We start from the raw sequence: 18703 nt of genomic DNA, 5'->3' as shown, positions 1-18703 counted from the left end.
TATCTGAATTCGGTAACCCGAGATGGGCCCCTAGTCCAAACAGTGCTCTACCTCCATCATTCTCAATTCCGAGGCTAGCCCTAAAGCTATTTCGGAGAGAACCAGCTATCTCCAAGTTCGTTTGGAATTTCTCCGCTACCCACACCTCATCCCCGCACTTTTCAACGTACGTGGGTTCGGTCCTCCAGTGCGTTTTACCGCACCTTCAACCTGGACATGGGTAGATCACATGGTTTCGGGTCTACGACTACATACTCATTCGCCCTATTCAGACTCGCTTTCGCTGCGGCTCCGTCTCTTCGACTTAACCTCGCATGCAATCGTAACTCGCCGGTTCATTCTACAAAAGGCACGCCATCACTCATTAACGAGCTTTGACTTGTTGTAGGCACACGGTTTCAGGATCTATTTCACTCCCCTTCCGGGGTGCTTTTCACCTTTCCCTCACGGTACTGGTTCACTATCGGTCACTAGGGAGTATTTAGCCTTGCGGGATGGTCCCCGCGGATTCCGACGGAATTTCTCGTGTTCCGCCGTACTCAGGATCCTCCTAGGTGTTGTCAGCATTTCGTCTACGGGGCTTTCACCCTCTTTAGCGGAATTTTCCAAATCCTTCAACTATACTAACAGACTACCATATTGGAGTCCTACAACCCCAACAAGCAAGCTTGTTGGTTTGGGCTCTTCCCGTTTCGCTCGCCGCTACTCAGGGAATCGAATTTTCTTTCTCTTCCTGCAGGTACTAAGATGTTTCAGTTCTCTGCGTCTACCTCTAATCAGCTATGTATTCACTGAAAAGTAATATCCTATAAAAGATATTGGGTTCCCCCATTCGGAAATCTCTGGATCATAGCTTACTTACAGCTCCCCAAAGCATATCGGTGTTAGTCCCGTCCTTCATCGGCTCCTAGTGCCAAGGCATCCACCGTGCGCCCTTATTCACTTAACCTTATCAACCTTACGGTTGGGTCTTGATCACTTCTTCTAGCGATAGAAGGTTAATCAATAAATAAGCAATTGAACTTATTAAAAAACTCATTCAACGCGGTGTTCTCGGTTTGTTTTGATTCTTTTTACTTCAATATCCAGTTTTCAATGAACGAATGTTTTGAGAGTAGACCTCTCAAAACTGAACAAAGTAAAGACGAAATGTGTATTTCCGTAATATTCCTTAGAAAGGAGGTGATCCAGCCGCACCTTCCGATACGGCTACCTTGTTACGACTTCACCCCAATCATCTATCCCACCTTAGGCGGCTGGCTCCAAAAAGGTTACCTCACCGACTTCGGGTGTTACAAACTCTCGTGGTGTGACGGGCGGTGTGTACAAGGCCCGGGAACGTATTCACCGCGGCGTGCTGATCCGCGATTACTAGCGATTCCGGCTTCATGCAGGCGAGTTGCAGCCTGCAATCCGAACTGAGAGAAGCTTTAAGAGATTTGCATGACCTCGCGGTCTAGCGACTCGTTGTACTTCCCATTGTAGCACGTGTGTAGCCCAGGTCATAAGGGGCATGATGATTTGACGTCATCCCCACCTTCCTCCGGTTTGTCACCGGCAGTCTCGCTAGAGTGCCCAACTAAATGATGGCAACTAACAATAAGGGTTGCGCTCGTTGCGGGACTTAACCCAACATCTCACGACACGAGCTGACGACAACCATGCACCACCTGTCACTTTGTCCCCGAAGGGAAAGCTCTATCTCTAGAGTGGTCAAAGGATGTCAAGACCTGGTAAGGTTCTTCGCGTTGCTTCGAATTAAACCACATGCTCCACCGCTTGTGCGGGCCCCCGTCAATTCCTTTGAGTTTCAACCTTGCGGTCGTACTCCCCAGGCGGAGTGCTTAATGCGTTTGCTGCAGCACTGAAGGGCGGAAACCCTCCAACACTTAGCACTCATCGTTTACGGCGTGGACTACCAGGGTATCTAATCCTGTTTGCTCCCCACGCTTTCGAGCCTCAGCGTCAGTTACAGACCAGAGAGCCGCCTTCGCCACTGGTGTTCCTCCATATATCTACGCATTTCACCGCTACACATGGAATTCCACTCTCCTCTTCTGCACTCAAGTCTCCCAGTTTCCAATGACCCTCCCCGGTTGAGCCGGGGGCTTTCACATCAGACTTAAGAAACCGCCTGCGCTCGCTTTACGCCCAATAAATCCGGACAACGCTTGCCACCTACGTATTACCGCGGCTGCTGGCACGTAGTTAGCCGTGGCTTTCTGGTTAGATACCGTCAGGGGACGTTCAGTTACTAACGTCCTTGTTCTTCTCTAACAACAGAGTTTTACGATCCGAAAACCTTCTTCACTCACGCGGCGTTGCTCGGTCAGACTTTCGTCCATTGCCGAAGATTCCCTACTGCTGCCTCCCGTAGGAGTCTGGGCCGTGTCTCAGTCCCAGTGTGGCCGATCACCCTCTCAGGTCGGCTATGCATCGTGGCCTTGGTGAGCCGTTACCTCACCAACTAGCTAATGCACCGCGGGTCCATCCATCAGCGACACCCGAAAGCGCCTTTCACTCTTATGCCATGCGGCATAAACTGTTATGCGGTATTAGCACCTGTTTCCAAGTGTTATCCCCCTCTGATGGGTAGGTTACCCACGTGTTACTCACCCGTCCGCCACTCCTCTTTCCGATTGAGTGCAAGCACTCGGGAGGAAAGAAGCGTTCGACTTGCATGTATTAGGCACGCCGCCAGCGTTCGTCCTGAGCCAGGATCAAACTCTCATAATAAAAGTTAGAACAATCTTACGATTGTTAAGCTCAATTTGTTTGCTAGCATATTGCTTGCTTGTTAAAAATGTTTGTTGTCTTGAATTGAATCAAGACGCCCTACACATTTGGTTCGTCTATTCTTTGTTCAGTTTTCAAAGGTCTACGTTACCTCGCAGCAACTTTTATATCGTAACAAACTTTCGTTTGAATGTCAAGAACTTTTTGAAAAAGTTTTTTAAGTTGTTTTGCTCGGTTGTTGTTGTCTGTCGTGACAACTTCTATATCTTATCATCTCGCTTGTTATTTGTCAACAACTTTTTTGTTGTTTTTTCAAACTTTTTTCGAGAGATTTGAAATCAAGAATTGTTATTTAATTATTGATTTCTGAATCGCTCAGCTGTGTGACTCGCCTTGCGACATGTAATAATATACCAAGATTTCAAGCATTGGTCAATCATTATTTTCACTTTTTTTAAACTTTTTTTCAATACCGATTGTTCTTTCTTATTCGATTAGATAAAGTTCGTTTTTTTATCAGATTACCCATTCTTTTTATTACTCATCTTCGATTTTTTTAGAAAAAAAGAATTGGTTTCAATTGTTTTTTATTTAATTTTTTGCGAATACAAAAAAAAGATGCCCTTAAGGCATCTTTTTTTATCTCATCGTTGGGAATAATAATACATCACGAATTGATTGTGCATCGGTTAATAACATAACTAGTCGATCAATCCCAATGCCTAATCCTCCGGTTGGTGGCAAGCCATATTCTAAGGCTTCGATGAAATCTTCATCTACTCCGTGTGCTTCATCATTTCCTTGTTCCCGTTCTTTTTCTTGTTCTTCAAAACGTTCACGTTGGTCAATCGGATCATTTAATTCTGTAAATGCATTAGCAAACTCTTTTCCGATAATAAACAGTTCAAAGCGGTCAGTGAAACGACCATCTTCTGGATTTTTCTTCGCTAATGGTGAGACAGCGACTGGGTGACCATAAATAAATGTTGGTTGTTGCAACGTATCTTCTACAAATGTTTCGAAAAATTCATTAATGATATGACCGACTGTCATGGCATCTGTAATTTCAACATTATGTTCTTTAGCCAACGCACGGGCTTCTTCTATCGTCATCTCTTGCCAAAAATCTACGCCCGTTTGTTCTTTGACCGCATCTACCATGTGTAGACGTTTGAAAGGACTGCCTAAATCAACCGCTTGACCATCGTACGTGATATCAGTAGTTCCTAAGACTTTTTCCGCAGCATTACGGATAATTCCCTCTGTTAAATCCATCACATCTTGATAATCAGTATAAGCGGTATAAGCTTCTAGCATTGTAAATTCTGGGTTATGAGTGGTATCGATTCCTTCATTACGGAAGACACGACCAATTTCATATACTTTTTCCATGCCACCGACAATTAAACGTTTTAAATGTAACTCTAGTGCAATGCGTAAGTATAAGTCCATATCTAATGCATTATGGTGTGTGATAAATGGACGAGCAGCAGCTCCTCCTGCTTCGTTATGCAAGACAGGCGTTTCTACTTCGACATAGCCATTGCCATCTAGATAACGACGGATTTCGCTAATAATTTGACTGCGTTTCATGAAACGATCAAAGCTTTCTTTGTTACTGATTAAATCCAAATAGCGTTGACGATAGCGTTGTTCCACATTCGTTAATCCATGGTATTTATCTGGCAATGGACGCAAAGCTTTAGTTAATAACGTAATTGTTTGAGCTTTAACAGTAACTTCCCCCGTATTGGTTTTCATTACTTGACCTGTCACACCAAAGAAGTCGCCTAAGTCAGCATGTTTAAATAGTTCATAGGCTTCGTCTCCAACTTGGTCCTTCCGAACATAAATTTGAATTTGGCCTTCACGGTCTTGCAAATGGGCGAAACCAGCTTTTCCTTTACCACGTTTTGTCATCATACGTCCAGCAACGCTGACTTCTGTATTCATTTCACTAAGTTCTTCTTTTGTATGATTATCATATTGTTCATGAAGTTCTGCTGAATTATGAGTGCGATCGAAACGTTTACCGAAAGGATCAATCCCTTCTTCACGTAAAGCTTCCATTTTTTCGCGGCGCACGAGCATTTGATCATTTAAATCCTCTAAATGCGCTTGTTGTTCTTCTGCCACTGTTGTTCCTCCATTCTTGATTTTAACCTATCCTAATAATGCCACAGTAATTCGAAAAAAAGCAAGACGAATTTTACTTTCGGCTTGAATTTTTTATTCTTCTATAGTAGTTACAGCAGTAGTTACAGCAACTTTGGAAATCTTCTCTACAAAGGCATCAAGTAAATCGACAACTGCTTGTTGTGTTTCAACTTGGTTAATCGCAACTTTCACTTTGGCTGCTCGCGAGATTCCTTTTAGATAGTAAGAAGCATGTTGGCGAAACTCACGGACCGCAATTTTTTCGCCTTTTAAATCCACTAATCGTTGTAAATGAACTTTTGCAATATTGATTTTTTCAGCTGGTGAAGGCTCAGGCATCAATTCGCCCGTTTCCAAGTATTCTTTCGTCCGTTGAATCATCCAAGGATTGCCCAAAGCAGCTCGACCAATCATCACACCATCCGCTCCAACATATTCTAACATGCGTTTAGCATCTTCAGGCGTTTTGACATCGCCATTTCCCATAAAAGGAATGGTTAAATGCTTTTTCACTTCCTTTAAAACGTCCCAGTTGGCTGTCCCTTCGTACATTTGGACACGTGTCCGACCATGCATAGCAATGGCCGAAGCGCCTGCTTGTTCGGCAGCCAAAGCGTTGTCTACAGCATATAGATGATCTTCATCCCAGCCTGTTCGCATTTTTACAGTGACAGGCAAAGAAACTGCCGAAGAGACTGCGTGAACCATCTCATGCACTTTATTCGGATCCAGCAACCATTTCGCACCAGCTTCAGCTTTAATTATTTTATTGACAGGGCAACCCATGTTAATATCAATAATCGCCGCTTGCGTATTTTCTTCCACAAACTTAGCAGCTTCCACTAATGTTTCTTTATCTCCACCAAAAATTTGTACACTTAAAGGATATTCTCGCTCATCAATATATAGCATTTCTAAGGTTTTTTTGTTTCTTAATTTAATTCCTTTGTCACTAATCATTTCACAAACGACTAATCCTGCGCCAAATTCTTTTACAGTCACACGAAAAGCGGCGTTACTAATACCCGCCATCGGAGCTACGACAACACGGTTGGGGATTTCAACGTCTCCAATTTTCCACATAGTCTTTCCTCCTACTTTTGTTTCGTATTGCGAATCGCTTCATCGCGAAGTTCAATTAATTCTTCTTCACTATAGTGATATTTATTGTTACAGAATTGACAAACTGCTTCTGCTCCATGATCTTCATCAATCATCGCATTTAATTCATCGATCCCAACAGCAATCAAAGCGGTCGCAAATTTTTCTTTGGAACAGTCACATTTAAATTGTACAGGCATTTTTTCTAAAATTTCTACTTCGTCTTCTCCCAATAAGCGATACAAGACTTGTTCAGGTGTTTCTCCATTTTCTAGTAATTGTGAAATTGGTGGCACTTCCGCTAGACGCTGTTCAATAAAATCAATGGTACTTTCATCGGCACCTGGCATTACTTGAATCATAAAACCACCGGCTGCTTTCACCGATTCATCCGTGTCCACCAATACACCTAAACCGATAGCTGAGGGAACTTGTTCAGAGACCGCCATAAAATATGTAAAGTCTTCACCGATTTCACCAGAAACAATAGGTGTTTGTCCAGAAAAGGTTTCTTTTAATCCTAAATCTTTAATGACTGTGAAAATTCCTTCGTTACCGACAGCGCCACGTACATCAATTTTACCTGTTGCATTCAACTTTAAGCTGACATGTGGATTTTTAATGTAGCCTTTTGTTTCTCCACGGCCATTACTATCGACAATAATAGCGCCAGCTGGGCCATTTCCTTGTACTTTTACAGTTAATTTATCGTCACCTTTTAAAGTCGCTCCTAGTAAAAGGGCTCCAATCAATGTGCGCCCTAACGCTGCGGTAGAAGAACTCCATGTATCATGTCTTCTTTGCGCTTCGCTAACAGTTTCAGTGGCACTGATGGCATATGCTCGTATTGAACCTTTATAACAAAGGGCTTTTACTAAATAATCTTCCATTCTTTTTCCTCTTCTCTTGGTGCTTTTTTGTCCATTAGTCAGATAATACTAGGAATCAGGTGTTTTTTCAACCAAATAATCTTCCTTCTATAGAATATCTTAATATTATAGAAGGTGCAGTATTCGTCATCTCGACAAATACTGCACCTTCTACTAATTGGTTATTTATAACGATCTTCGTAGTTATTGCGATCATATTCAGAATTGGAATCTGAATCTTTTTTCTCTTCAGATTGGACTTCTTTTTCTGTTTGTTCGCTTTCTACTTTGACTTCTTCTGCTTCATCATGTAATTCTTTTTTCGCTTCTTCAAAGTCTTGTTTTTCTTCAACTTGTTTTTGCGCTTCTTTTTCTTCTAAAGCACGTTTTGCTTCTTCGAATGTTTGCGCTTCTTTTTCACTAGGATAGTCGCTGTCAGCACCTTCAGGCATTTTACCTGTTTCAAATAATGATTTGATTGCTTTTGCATCTAATGTTTCATATTCTAATAGTTTTTCAGCAATTAGTTTATGTTGTTCACGGTGCGCTTCGATAATTTCATGCGCTTTTGTATGAGCATCCATTAAGATACGACGAACTTCCTGATCGATTTCAAACGCCACTTGTTCTGAGTAAGCTTTTGTTTGACCATAATCACGACCGACAAAGACTTGATGGTTTCCTTCATATTGAACAGGTCCTAATTTGTCACTCATTCCATATTCCGTTACCATGCTACGGGCAATCCCTGTTGCTTGTTCAAAGTCATTTGAAGCCCCTGTTGATTGAACGCCAAAGATAATTTCTTCTGCTGTACGTCCACCAAGTAAGCCAACGATTTGTTCAAACATATCTTCTTTAGTCATTAAGAATTGATCTTCTTTTGGTAAAGCAATCATATAACCGCCTGCGCGACCACGAGGGATAATAGTTACTTTGTGGACAACACGAGCACGGCTTAAGACTAAACCAACAATTGTGTGTCCTGCTTCATGGTAAGCCACCATTTCGCGTTCTTTCTTATTAATCACGCGATCTTTTTTAGCTGGACCAGCAATTACGCGGTCTTCGGCTTCATCCACATCAGAAGCATCAATTTTTTTCTTGTTACGACGAGCGGCAACTAAGGCTGCTTCGTTTAAGACATTTTCTAAATCAGCACCAGCAAAACCTGGTGTTTGTTGTGCAACAACTTTCAAATCAACGTCATCAGCTAACGGTTTGTTTTTCGCATGAACACGTAAAATCGCTTCACGACCTTTGACATCTGGACGTCCTACCAAGATTTGGCGGTCAAAACGACCTGGACGTAACAACGCTGGGTCTAACACGTCTGAACGGTTCGTTGCAGCAATTACGATAACTCCTTCATTGCCATCAAAACCATCCATCTCAACTAATAATTGGTTAAGGGTTTGTTCACGTTCGTCGTGTCCGCCACCCATACCAGCACCACGTTGACGACCAACTGCATCGATTTCATCGATAAAGATAATCGCAGGCGCGTTTTTCTTCGCTGTTTCAAATAAATCCCGGACACGGCTAGCACCGACCCCGACAAACATTTCAACGAAATCTGAACCTGAGATTGAGTAAAATGGCACCCCTGCTTCACCTGCTACGGCTTTAGCAAGTAACGTTTTACCAGTCCCTGGAGGTCCTTCTAATAGTACGCCCGCAGGAATCCGTGCGCCTAATTCAGCGAAACGACGTGGATCTTTTAAGAATTCCACTACTTCAACTAATTCTTGTTTTTCTTCTTCCGCACCAGCTACATCTGAGAAGCGGACACGGTTAGCTTTTTTATCGGCTTCTTTGGCTTTGGATTTACCGAAGTTCATCACACGGCCACCACCGCCACCGCCACCGCCTTGTTGGCTCATCATCATGTAGAAGAAGAAGAAAATAATCACTAATGGTAAGAAACTAAACAACAGTGACAACCAAGCACCACTTGTTGATTGTTCTTTGACAACTAGCTTCACCTTGTTATTTTGTGCCGCATCTTGAATGCCAGCTAAGGTTGTATCACTAGGTAAAACGGTTGTTGTGAAGCCTTTTGACGACGCTTGCGTTGAGCCCCACAATGACAGACCACCTGTGTCTTTCACTTCTTGTTTTTCTTTATACTGACCTTCAATCCGGTAAACCCCATTGGTTGGTTGAATGGTCATGTCTTTGACTTTTCCGTCTTCCAATTGTTGTTGGAAGGTTGAGTAATCGATGTCTGGCGATTGTTGGTTGTTATTTCCAAAAATGAAATAGACAACCATGACCATGGCAAGTACTACTAAGACGTAGTATAAACCATTTTTCATGCCATTATTCTTTTTGTTCATGCCTGTCCTCCTTATGCTCATCATTACAATTCATGTTATTCTTTTATCAATCCTGACCTTTACATTGTAACACAATTAATTCCTTGATAGATATTAATTTGATTCGTAAACTTCAGGTTTTAAAACGCCAATATAAGGCAAGTTGCGGTACGTTTCTGCATAGTCTAATCCGTAACCGACCACAAACTCATTGGGCACATCAAACCCTACGTAGTCAGCTTTAATGTCTACTACACGGCCTTCTGGTTTATCTAATAAGGTAACAATTTTCACAGATGCAGCTTTACGGTATCTAAACAAATCTACTAAATACGCTAATGTACGACCACTATCGATGATATCTTCTACGATTAAAATATGTCTACCTTCGACATTTGTGTCCAAGTCTTTGACAATTTTTACTTCGCCTGAAGAAACTGTCGCGTTGCCGTAGCTAGATACATCCATAAAGTCCAATTCTAAATAAGTATTGATTTCACGAGTCAAATCAGCCATAAATGGTACTGCACCTTTTAAAATACCGACCACTAAAGGATTTTTCCCTTGATATTCTTCTGTCAGTTGCTTGCCAAGCTCTGCAGACTTCGCAAGAATTTCTTCTTTGGAGATTAGGACTTTCTCAATATCTTTTTCTATCATAGTGCGCTCCTTTCAGCATTACTCCTTTGTCTTAAAAAGGAGTCTGTAGTGTATTTTATCAGTTTCTAAAGGAATACTCAAATAGGAATTTGCAAATTTTGGTACCCAAATGATTTCCTCTTGCTCATCCGTAATGACCCAAGCACTCTCTCTCGCTTCATTTGGCACTTTTTGATCAATAAAAACTCTGCTTAATTTTTTCGTAAACCCTGGTTTTAATGTAATCCGATCACCACTTTGGCGATGACGAACGGTCAAAGGTGTGGCTGTGGTCAACGGGATCGCTAACAACTGACCCGTCCACTGATTAATCTCTTCAGGAAGAGGAAACGGTTTGTCTGTCGCAATTAATCCTAGCCACTCGGTTTCCGATAAATAAATCCCCGCGCCAGGTACTAATAAATGTGTAACTTCTTCTCGCAGTGCAACCTGTTTTTGTTCTAAGTACAGCCAATCGTAACTTTTAGCTAGTTGCCATTGCTGTTCTAACATAACCGAGCCTTGCGGTTGGCGTTCATCATTCAAAACTTTTAAAACTTGTGTCATCTGGCGTTGGTTTAACGAAACCCCTAATGGCACTAATGTTTTTTGGAAAAACGCGGTTAAAAAGAAGTGCTGGTACGCAGGCGTTTCTTTTAATAATCTCTTCAAAGGAATGCGCCAGCCTTGTTTGGTTGGTTCTACGGCTTCAGATAATTGAGGCTCAATTTGTTCTTGAATAAATTCTTGGGCAAAACGTTGTTCATTACTAAAAGAAGCAATCTGATCTAAGAATTGCGGATTTTCCTGCTTTAATAGCGGCAAAACCTGATTACGGAGCCGATTTCTCAAATATTCATTGGTTTGGTTCGTTTCGTCCTCAAAATAAACGAATGCTTGGCGCTGTGCAAATTGATACAATTCTTCTTTTGGATAAATGAGTAACGGACGAATCAATTCCCCTGTCGCAAAAGGACGTCTCTCTTTAATGCCTGCGGAATGGGAAAAATTAGTTCCTCGAATCAGCTTCATTAAAATCGTTTCCGCTTGATCGTCTAGATGATGTGCCGTCATTAAGACCGCCGCACCTTCAATTTCCATGACTTCTTTAAAAAATTCATAACGAAATGTGCGCGCTTTTGCTTCTAAATTTCGTTGCTTTTCAGGGTCTTCCCAACGTGTTTCATAATACGTTAGCTCTCGCTGCTGACAATAGGTAGCGAGATATTGCGCTTCCTGTGCCGACGCTTCTCGCAATTGATGATTGACATGTGCAACAACCAATTGTAATTGTTCTTTTTCTGCCACCTGTTCCATTAACGTCAAAAGGGCCATGGAGTCTACACCACCAGAAACGGCGACCACGATTGTTTGATGCGGTTGCCAAAATCCTTGTTCTTTTCCTCGTTTATAAAACTGCCAAAACATTGTTCACCCTTCTTTCTTCCTTAGAATAAAAGAGGAACCGAGAAATAACCCATTCGTTATCCCCAGTCCCCCTATTTGTTTGTGCTTAGCCGCGACGTCCGCCACGTCCGCCACGTTTGCCTTCAGTATTACGTTTTAATGAAGATAAACGGTCATCACTATCTTTCAAGAAAGAGCTCATCAATGAGTCAAAATCTTGTTTATTGTTATTGTTATTTGCTTGTGGTTTATTGAAAGGCTTTTTGCCCCCTGCGCGTGGATTACGGTCACGATTCTCATAATTGTTTTCACGACGTTGAAATTCACGTTTTGGTTGTTGCCCTTCTGCTGGCTCTTGTGCTTTACGGATCGATAAGCCAATTTTGCCGTCGTCACCAACTGAGGTTACTTTCACTGTTACTTCGTCACCTACTGTTAATACATCATGAATATCTTTAACGAATCCATTAGACACTTCACTGATGTGTACTAACCCAGTTTTTCTTTCTCCTAAATCAATAAATGCACCAAAGTTAGTAATCCCTGACACTTTTCCTGGCAATTTAGCTCCTACTTCGATTGACATAAAAAAATTGTTCCTCCTATTTTTTCCCTAATTATAATTGCAGTTTATTCAGCTGAAGACTTAGTTGTTTCAGTTGAAGACTGTGATTGACTATTTTTTTCTGAACTGCTCTTGCTTTCTTCCACTCCAGAAGTCTGTGTTTTTTTCATTTGTTCTGGTGTGGGATAAATCTGTTCGCCTTCTTTTGAGAGAAGGAAACGGCTACGTGCTAATTTTGCCACATAATCATCATCTTTTAACAAAGCAACGTCTTTTTTTAGATCCTTGACCTTCTTATCAACTGCTACGGATTCAGCAATTGCGTCTGCTCGTTCTTGTTTGAAAGCACCTAAGCGATGATAATCTTTCATCAATTGGATGCCAGAAAAGGCAAAAATAATGAAGGCCACGAGAAAAATCGCTGCCAAGCGTCTGCGTCTAAAAATCAATTGTTTCTGTTGTTTTTGGAATTCGACATACTGTTCTTTCGTGTAGTCATTTTCCAATGCCGCAACTTTCTTCGAGTTTTTTTCATTCTTTCCCATCGTCTCGCTCCACTCGCTTTGGATTGTCCGTTTTATTATACCAACATCTAAGAACCTTGTCTAATGTTAATTTCAGAGAAGTTAAAGAAAATCAAGCTTTTTTCTAAAATATTCTTTGCTTTTGAAATAACAGCGGTTGATTTATTAATTTTTTTCAAAAGCGGCGCGTCTGTTTCATTAAAAAGCTGAAAGGATGAAGCGCTTGGAATATTCATCTTTTCAATGAACTTGCCAAGCGCTCCATCCTCACCTGCTTATTCTTCAGAGACGCGTGTTTCTGATTTTATCTCATACATTTTTGTGGCATCTTCTTTTTTCGTAGAGTCATTTAGTTGCAGGACTTCTACTTCTAAAATTCTGTTCCCAAATTGAATTTTGACAAGGTCACCAATCTTCACAGTACTAGAAGATTTGGCTAAGACTCCGTTGATTTGAATCCGACCTTTATCAGCGACTTCTTTGGCAACTGTTCTTCTTTTAATAATGCGAGAAACTTTTAAAAATTTATCTAACCGCATCACATTCACCTCTTTTATTTTTTTTGTCTCATCCGTAAAATTTTTGCGCCATACGGTAAACTTAACCATTCACGTATCGTAAATAATTCTAACTTAATGATGGTGCTAATAAAAACTGTACCACCCACTGCAACACCTAAAACTGTAACGAAAAACGCTTGACTTCGGTGATGCACACCTTGGAACAAGATGGAGATAATTCCTTGATAGACCAGTAATGACAGCATCATGATTGCTAAACTAAGCAACAGTTTTTTCAAAAAGCTTCGTTCTCGAACAAAACAATTAATCGCTGCATCCGATTGTCGGACTAAAACGAATAACGTCGCTAGTAACCCAAGGATGGTAGACCAACTAGCACCTAATGTTCCCCAACGAATGGTGAAAAAGCCCGTTGTCAGTAACTTCACTAATAAGCCCACACCAGCTGCCACTAAAGGACCTTTAAAACGATTGCGACTTTGTTCAATACTTTGGTAGGCCTGAATAATGGCCATAAAAGCGATGGATAAAACATACACCCCTAAAACATCATTGCCTTTATAATCTTTAAAAAGTGTAAAGTTCATGTACGGCAATAACATCATCAGACCAATCGAAGCCGCCGATGCCAAGGTTGTGGTAAGACGCAAAAAGATTTTTGCAACTTGTAAAAATTGTTGACGGTCTTTTTTCATAAAATATTTTGTCAAACCTGGTAAAAAGGTTGAGCTTAAAGCTAATGCAATTACCAATCCTAATTGAACTAGTGGTTGTCCTCTATCATAGACCCCTTTGTCCACTTTCGCAGCTAAATCAGAGAGCCCGAAAAGCATGAGGGCATTTTTTACTTTAAAGGAATCAATTAATTGAAATAGAATCAGAAAAGCACTATATAAAGAGACCAAACCACCCTCAATCATTAAACGTTTAAATAGTCCTGTGGTTTGAGGCATAATCTTCCATTGATGCAAGTATTCCGTACTTCCACTAAGAATTTTTCGATTGTAGTACCATAAGACAAGTACCGCTAAGATACCGCCAGCCAACGCACCACTCATGGCCACCGTCCCCGTTTGGTAAATGGAGCCACCAAAGTAATGATAGGACAACGCAGCTACTAGAATAACCCCGACACGCACAAACTGTTCCATCACCTGTGAAATACCACTAGGCACCATCAACAAATGACCTTGAAAATTCCCACGATAGAAAGAAAGAATTGGAACGAGTAAAAAGGTAAAGGAAACAACTTCCATTAATGGTTGGAGTGCAGCATCCCCCATACTAATAGCAATTTCTTGACTACCAAAGAAAAAGAAGGCCCAACAAGCAATCGCTAACCATAACACATAGGGATATAGTTGGCGCAACACTTGTTTTTGACTCCGAATATCTGGTTGTTCAGCAACAATTTTGGAAATAAATTGCGGTAAACCTGACAATGCTAATGTCATCGCAATCCCATAGATTGGATAAACTTGCTGATACACGTAAAATCCTTCATCCCCTACAAAGTTCTGAAAAGGAACGCGATAAAACGCACTCAACACTTTTGCAATGAAGGAAGCAATGGTTAACACAACGGCACCTTGCATCATTCGCTGCATTTCTTTTTGTGCCATCTTCTAGGCCTCCTTTTAAAGGGAATCCGTTTCTTGCGAATGTTTGTATTTTTCTTGTCGCAATGCGGTTGTAAAAGTAGCAATTTCTTGAATCCAAACAGCTTCTTTACAATCTTTCGGCAACTTCAAGGAAATAGTCATTTGTTCTTTCTCAACTGCTAGATCCGCTTTTAAGCTGGTTGCCGATAACGCTTCAAACAACTGCTCCACAGAGTATGTTTTTGTGCCAATTTTACTTAACACAAACTTGACTTTTTGGTCGCGTTTACGAATACTTTCTAACAAGGCACGGTCGCCATCCATTTTGATACGGCCAGTGGTTAATAAATGCGCCACTTCGTCAGGATACTCTCCAAAGCGGTCTAACAAGTCCGCTTCTAATTCTTCGTACATATCCATATTTTCTAATTGACGAATCCGTTTATAAATTTCAATTTTTTGTCGTTCGTCTGTAATGTACGTTCCTGGAATATAAGCATCAATGCCCAAATCAATTTCAACAGACGTTTTTTGGTCTTGGATATTTTTTCCTTGTTTACGAGCAACTGCCTCAGATAACATCTGTGAGTACATATCAAACCCAACCGAATCAATGAAGCCATGTTGTTGGGCACCAAGAAGGTTTCCGGCCCCTCGAATGGAAAGGTCACGCATCGCAATTTTGAACCCAGAACCTAATTCCGTAAAGTCTTTAATTGCTTCTAAACGTTTCTCACTAACTTCGTTTAGGATTTTTTGCTGTTCGTACATAAAATAAGCATAGGCCACTCGATTGCTACGCCCCACACGACCACGTAATTGATACAACGTAGATAAGCCCATGTAGTCCGCATTTTCTACAAACAAGGTATTAGCATTAGGAATATCTACTCCTGTTTCAATAATTGTTGTAGTGACTAATATATCATATTGTCCTTCAATAAAATCAAACAAAGTATTCTCCAGTTGTACTTCTGTCATTTGACCATGTGCATACGCAATTCTTGCATCTGGAACTAGCGCTTGTAACTCTTCAACTTTTCGTTCAATCGTATCTACTCGATTGTATAAATAAAAGACTTGACCATCTCGAGCCATTTCTCGCTCAATCGCTTCCCGAATCGCCCCAGGATTATTTTCCATGACATACGTTTGGATCGGATAACGATTCTCTGGTGGGGTTTCGATGACAGATAAATCACGGACACCTAACATCGACATATGAAGGGTCCTTGGGATTGGCGTTGCTGTTAACGTCAAGACATCCACTTGTGAACGCAATTGTTTTAGTCGTTCTTTATGTTTCACTCCAAACCGTTGTTCCTCATCAATAATCAACAAGCCTAAATCACTAAAATTAATATCTTGCGACAATAAACGATGGGTACCAATCACAATATCTACTTGGCCATGTTTAATTTTTTCAATTGTTTCATTTTGCTGTTTTTTCGTGCGGAAACGACTTAATAAACCAATTTCTACAGGAAAGCCCTCAAACCGCTCTTGAATCGTTTCGTAATGTTGTTGCGCTAAAATAGTTGTTGGCACTAAAAAGGCGACCTGTTTATTGTTGCTAACAGCTTTGAAGGCCGCTCGTAAAGCCACTTCTGTTTTACCAAACCCTACATCGCCAACTAACAAACGATCCATTGGTCGAGATTTTTCCATGTCGTGTTTAATTTCGGCAGCACTACGTAATTGATCATCTGTTTCAGAATACGGAAAAGCCTCTTCAAATTCTTTTTGATACGCATCATCTGGCGGAAAAGCATAGCCTTTTTCCGATTCTCTTGTCGCATAAAGTAAGATTAAATCATCCGCGATATCTTCAATTTTTGAAGCAACTTTTCGTTTAGTTTTCGTCCATTCACTGCCGCCTAGCTTGTTAATTTTCGGCGTTTTAGACTCGGAAGCAACGAACTTTTGAATCAAGTTCAATTGTGTTACTGGAATAAATAACTTGTCATCATTTTGGTACAAGATAGTCATGTAATCTTGATGGACCCCATCAACTTCTAAGGTTTCCATACCAATATATTTACCAATCCCGTGATTCGCATGAACGACATAATCGCCCGTTTTTAAGTCGCTATAACTTTTCAAACGTTCCGCATTAGAAATTGTTTGACGACGTGCCCGTTTTTTGGTCGTTGTATGAAAAATTTCTTTTTCCGTAATCGCCACGAGCTTGTTTTTAGGTAATTCAAACCCTGTTTGTAATGCCCCTTGGACAATTTGGACATGCCCATCTAACAACTGATCCCAATTGCTTACTACGCTAGGTATGTCAAAGTCCTGAAATAGCTCTTCGACTTTTTGAATCCGTTCTTTCGTAGGAACAAAAACAACGACCGTTTGGTTTTGCTTTTGCCAACGGTCCACTTCCGCTTTTAGCAACGGCATTTGACCGAAGAATTGTTGCATTGAACGATATTGGAAATTATGGACTTCTTGGAAACGAAGATTCCCCATCCCTTTTTGAAAAAGTGAAAAGAAGGTCGTATTTCGTGCAGTTTTTCGCAATTGATCATGAAAGTCTACACCAAAAGTTTGTTCAGAAAACACGCGCATTTCTTCAATTTTCAGGGTTTGCCATTCCGCTTCCTCTCTAGCGATTTCTCGCTCCGTTTCCATCATACGAGAATAATCATCCACAAAAAGCAAACTATTTTCTGGTAAATAATCTAACAGCGTAGTTTTTTGTTGGTACAGAAAATCTGTATAATAGTGAGCATTTTCTGTAGGAATCCCTTGTTCCCAAGAAGACAGCAACTGACCAAAATATTCTTCTAAAAAATCGGTCTCCGTTTGATCTTTAGCTGTCGCTAAACGTTTTTCTAGAGCATCTTGTAACCTCGTCATGCCATGATTCATATCTGCCTTTGAGAATACTAAATCAGTCATTGGTGAAATCGTTACTTCTTCAAGATTTTCTAATGAGCGTTGAGTATCCGCTTCAAAATAACGGATTGAGTCAATTTCAACATCAAACAGTTCCACCCGAACAGGGTATTCGGCATTTAGCGGATAGACATCAACAATGCTTCCGCGAATACTAAATTCGCCAGGCTTTCCGACCATCGATTGGCGTTCATAGCCCATTAACACTAAGCGTTGCGCGAGGATCTCAGGTTCTACTTCTGTCCCGATTTCCCAATGAAGTTGCGCATTTTGCCACGTTTCTTTCGTTGGCAAATATTTTCGTAGTCCAGCTACTGGTACGACCACGATTCCTGCATTCGCTGTCATCAGGAAATTTAACGCACTCACTCGATCTGCGCGCGCTTCTGGTGAAGAAAAGGCCATTTCGGCGGATAACACTTCATCTACTGGAAATAGATGAACTTGTTCTGAAGGTAAAATATTTAAAAAATCATCTACTAATTGATTGGCATAGTATAGGTTTGGAACCGCAATAACAATTTTTTGATGCGTCTTTTGTAAAGCGCCTGCCATCAGTAATGTTTTAGCAGAGCCTGATAACCCAGTAATTAGTTGGCGCGTTCCTGTTGTCATTAGTTGACTGCGCCATGATTTAGCAATTTCTGTTTGGCTAATTCGTTCGATAATATTCAAACAAGGGCCCTCCTTTCTGCTATTTTCCATTAAATTGATTCATTGTTTCAACAAACGTATGTCCTTCGCATGCATATAAAGCGGCATCGGCTGCTTTCTTTACAGCAAGTAACATCTCTTCGTGTGTTTCTTTGGGAAAAGTGCTTAGTACATGGTGGATAACTGTATCATTTTTTGAGGGCCGACCAATGCCAATTTTAATTCTAGGAAAGACATTTGTTCCTAAATGGGCAATCAGACTTTTTATCCCATTGTGGCCGCCAGCACTACCTTTTTGCCGTAAACGAATTTTACCGACCTCTAAGTCTAAGTCATCATAAATAACAATCAAGTCTTCCTCATCTACCCCAAAGTAGGTCAACAACGGACCAACAGAGCGACCTGATTCATTCATAAATGTTAATGGTTTCACTAACAATACTTTCTCAGTCCCTATAAAAAACTCTGCAATATCTGCTTCAAAATTACTATTATTAAACGAAACATTTTGCCGATACGCAATTTCATCTAGCGTAATAAAGCCAATGTTGTGTTTTGTTTCTTTGTATTTACTACCGGGATTTCCCAGTCCTACGATTACTTTCATCTTTCATTCTCCTTGGATTATAAGCTTGCCAACACAAAATGGCTGGGAAGCGTATGCGCTACCCAGTTTTATTCATTATACCATAGAAATAAAAAAACTCGCA

Annotated in this window: 12 protein-coding genes and 2 rRNA genes (1 of these 14 only partly in view); all 14 read right to left on the bottom strand. The window is 40.9% G+C overall.

Annotated features, from left to right (window positions below; translation table 11 throughout):
* Positions 1 to 949: ribosomal RNA gene (locus IGL17_RS01020) — 23S ribosomal RNA — on the bottom strand (it extends 1964 nt beyond the left edge of the window).
* A gap of 226 nt (positions 950 to 1175) precedes the next feature.
* Positions 1176 to 2736, bottom strand: a 16S ribosomal RNA gene (locus IGL17_RS01015).
* The 16S and 23S rRNA genes sit together here, the layout of an rRNA operon.
* Positions 2737 to 3375: 639 nt before the next feature.
* A complete protein-coding gene (lysS, locus tag IGL17_RS01010) occupies positions 3376 to 4872 on the bottom strand; it encodes a lysine--tRNA ligase (protein ID WP_002359372.1) in 1497 nt (498 codons plus the stop codon).
* Positions 4873 to 4965: 93 nt separating this feature from the next.
* Positions 4966 to 5976 carry a tRNA dihydrouridine synthase DusB gene (gene dusB, locus IGL17_RS01005; RefSeq protein ID WP_016617856.1) on the bottom strand — a complete coding sequence of 337 codons (1011 nt, stop codon included), beginning with the start codon at positions 5974 to 5976 and terminating at the stop codon, positions 4966 to 4968.
* An 11-nt stretch (positions 5977 to 5987) separates the two neighbouring features.
* Entirely contained in the window at positions 5988 to 6884 is an 897-nt protein-coding gene (gene hslO, locus IGL17_RS01000; protein WP_002359370.1) for an Hsp33 family molecular chaperone HslO, read from the bottom strand.
* 161 nt (positions 6885 to 7045) lie between these two features.
* Entirely contained in the window at positions 7046 to 9202 is a 2157-nt protein-coding gene (ftsH, locus tag IGL17_RS00995; protein WP_002363441.1) for an ATP-dependent zinc metalloprotease FtsH, read from the bottom strand.
* A gap of 93 nt (positions 9203 to 9295) precedes the next feature.
* Positions 9296 to 9841 carry a hypoxanthine phosphoribosyltransferase gene (hpt, locus tag IGL17_RS00990; RefSeq protein WP_002356260.1) on the bottom strand — a complete coding sequence of 182 codons (546 nt, stop codon included), beginning with the start codon at positions 9839 to 9841 and terminating at the stop codon, positions 9296 to 9298.
* An 18-nt stretch (positions 9842 to 9859) separates the two neighbouring features.
* Entirely contained in the window at positions 9860 to 11248 is a 1389-nt protein-coding gene (tilS, locus tag IGL17_RS00985; protein ID WP_010775512.1) for a tRNA lysidine(34) synthetase TilS, read from the bottom strand.
* Between the two features lie 85 nt (positions 11249 to 11333).
* Complete coding sequence (locus tag IGL17_RS00980; protein WP_016617855.1) at positions 11334 to 11813, bottom strand: S1 domain-containing RNA-binding protein; 480 nt, start codon at positions 11811 to 11813, stop codon at positions 11334 to 11336.
* Between the two features lie 44 nt (positions 11814 to 11857).
* Entirely contained in the window at positions 11858 to 12337 is a 480-nt protein-coding gene (locus tag IGL17_RS00975; RefSeq protein ID WP_002396688.1) for an FtsB family cell division protein, read from the bottom strand.
* A 254-nt stretch (positions 12338 to 12591) separates the two neighbouring features.
* Complete coding sequence (locus IGL17_RS00970) at positions 12592 to 12855, bottom strand: RNA-binding S4 domain-containing protein (protein ID WP_002356255.1); 264 nt, start codon at positions 12853 to 12855, stop codon at positions 12592 to 12594.
* A 14-nt stretch (positions 12856 to 12869) separates the two neighbouring features.
* Entirely contained in the window at positions 12870 to 14459 is a 1590-nt protein-coding gene (locus tag IGL17_RS00965; RefSeq protein WP_002383878.1) for a putative polysaccharide biosynthesis protein, read from the bottom strand.
* 15 nt (positions 14460 to 14474) lie between these two features.
* Entirely contained in the window at positions 14475 to 18014 is a 3540-nt protein-coding gene (gene mfd / locus IGL17_RS00960; protein WP_002388750.1) for a transcription-repair coupling factor, read from the bottom strand.
* Between the two features lie 19 nt (positions 18015 to 18033).
* On the bottom strand, positions 18034 to 18600 hold the full coding sequence (gene pth, locus IGL17_RS00955) for an aminoacyl-tRNA hydrolase (RefSeq protein WP_002361556.1): 567 nt from the start codon (positions 18598 to 18600) through the stop codon (positions 18034 to 18036).
* Positions 18601 to 18703: the final 103 nt, after the last annotated feature.

Origin of the sequence: Enterococcus sp. AZ088, from assembly GCF_051714845.1 — a bacterium.
GTDB lineage: Bacteria > Bacillota > Bacilli > Lactobacillales > Enterococcaceae > Enterococcus > Enterococcus faecalis.
Note: the sequence above shows the minus strand (reverse complement) of the source record. Positions and strands in the feature narration are given on the sequence as shown.

What these genes read in the sequence shown, in the direction of transcription:
- dusB (WP_016617856.1), bottom strand. Translation starts at nt 5,976, where the DNA reads ATGTGGAAAATTGGAGACGTTGAAATCCCCAACCGTGTTGTCGTAGCT.
- hslO (WP_002359370.1), bottom strand. Translation starts at nt 6,884, where the DNA reads ATGGAAGATTATTTAGTAAAAGCCCTTTGTTATAAAGGTTCAATACGA.
- ftsH (WP_002363441.1), bottom strand. Translation starts at nt 9,202, where the DNA reads ATGAACAAAAAGAATAATGGCATGAAAAATGGTTTATACTACGTCTTA.
- hpt (WP_002356260.1), bottom strand. Translation starts at nt 9,841, where the DNA reads ATGATAGAAAAAGATATTGAGAAAGTCCTAATCTCCAAAGAAGAAATT.
- tilS (WP_010775512.1), bottom strand. Translation starts at nt 11,248, where the DNA reads ATGTTTTGGCAGTTTTATAAACGAGGAAAAGAACAAGGATTTTGGCAA.
- IGL17_RS00980 (WP_016617855.1), bottom strand. Translation starts at nt 11,813, where the DNA reads ATGTCAATCGAAGTAGGAGCTAAATTGCCAGGAAAAGTGTCAGGGATT.
- IGL17_RS00975 (WP_002396688.1), bottom strand. Translation starts at nt 12,337, where the DNA reads ATGGGAAAGAATGAAAAAAACTCGAAGAAAGTTGCGGCATTGGAAAAT.
- IGL17_RS00970 (WP_002356255.1), bottom strand. Translation starts at nt 12,855, where the DNA reads ATGCGGTTAGATAAATTTTTAAAAGTTTCTCGCATTATTAAAAGAAGA.
- IGL17_RS00965 (WP_002383878.1), bottom strand. Translation starts at nt 14,459, where the DNA reads ATGGCACAAAAAGAAATGCAGCGAATGATGCAAGGTGCCGTTGTGTTA.
- pth (WP_002361556.1), bottom strand. Translation starts at nt 18,600, where the DNA reads ATGAAAGTAATCGTAGGACTGGGAAATCCCGGTAGTAAATACAAAGAA.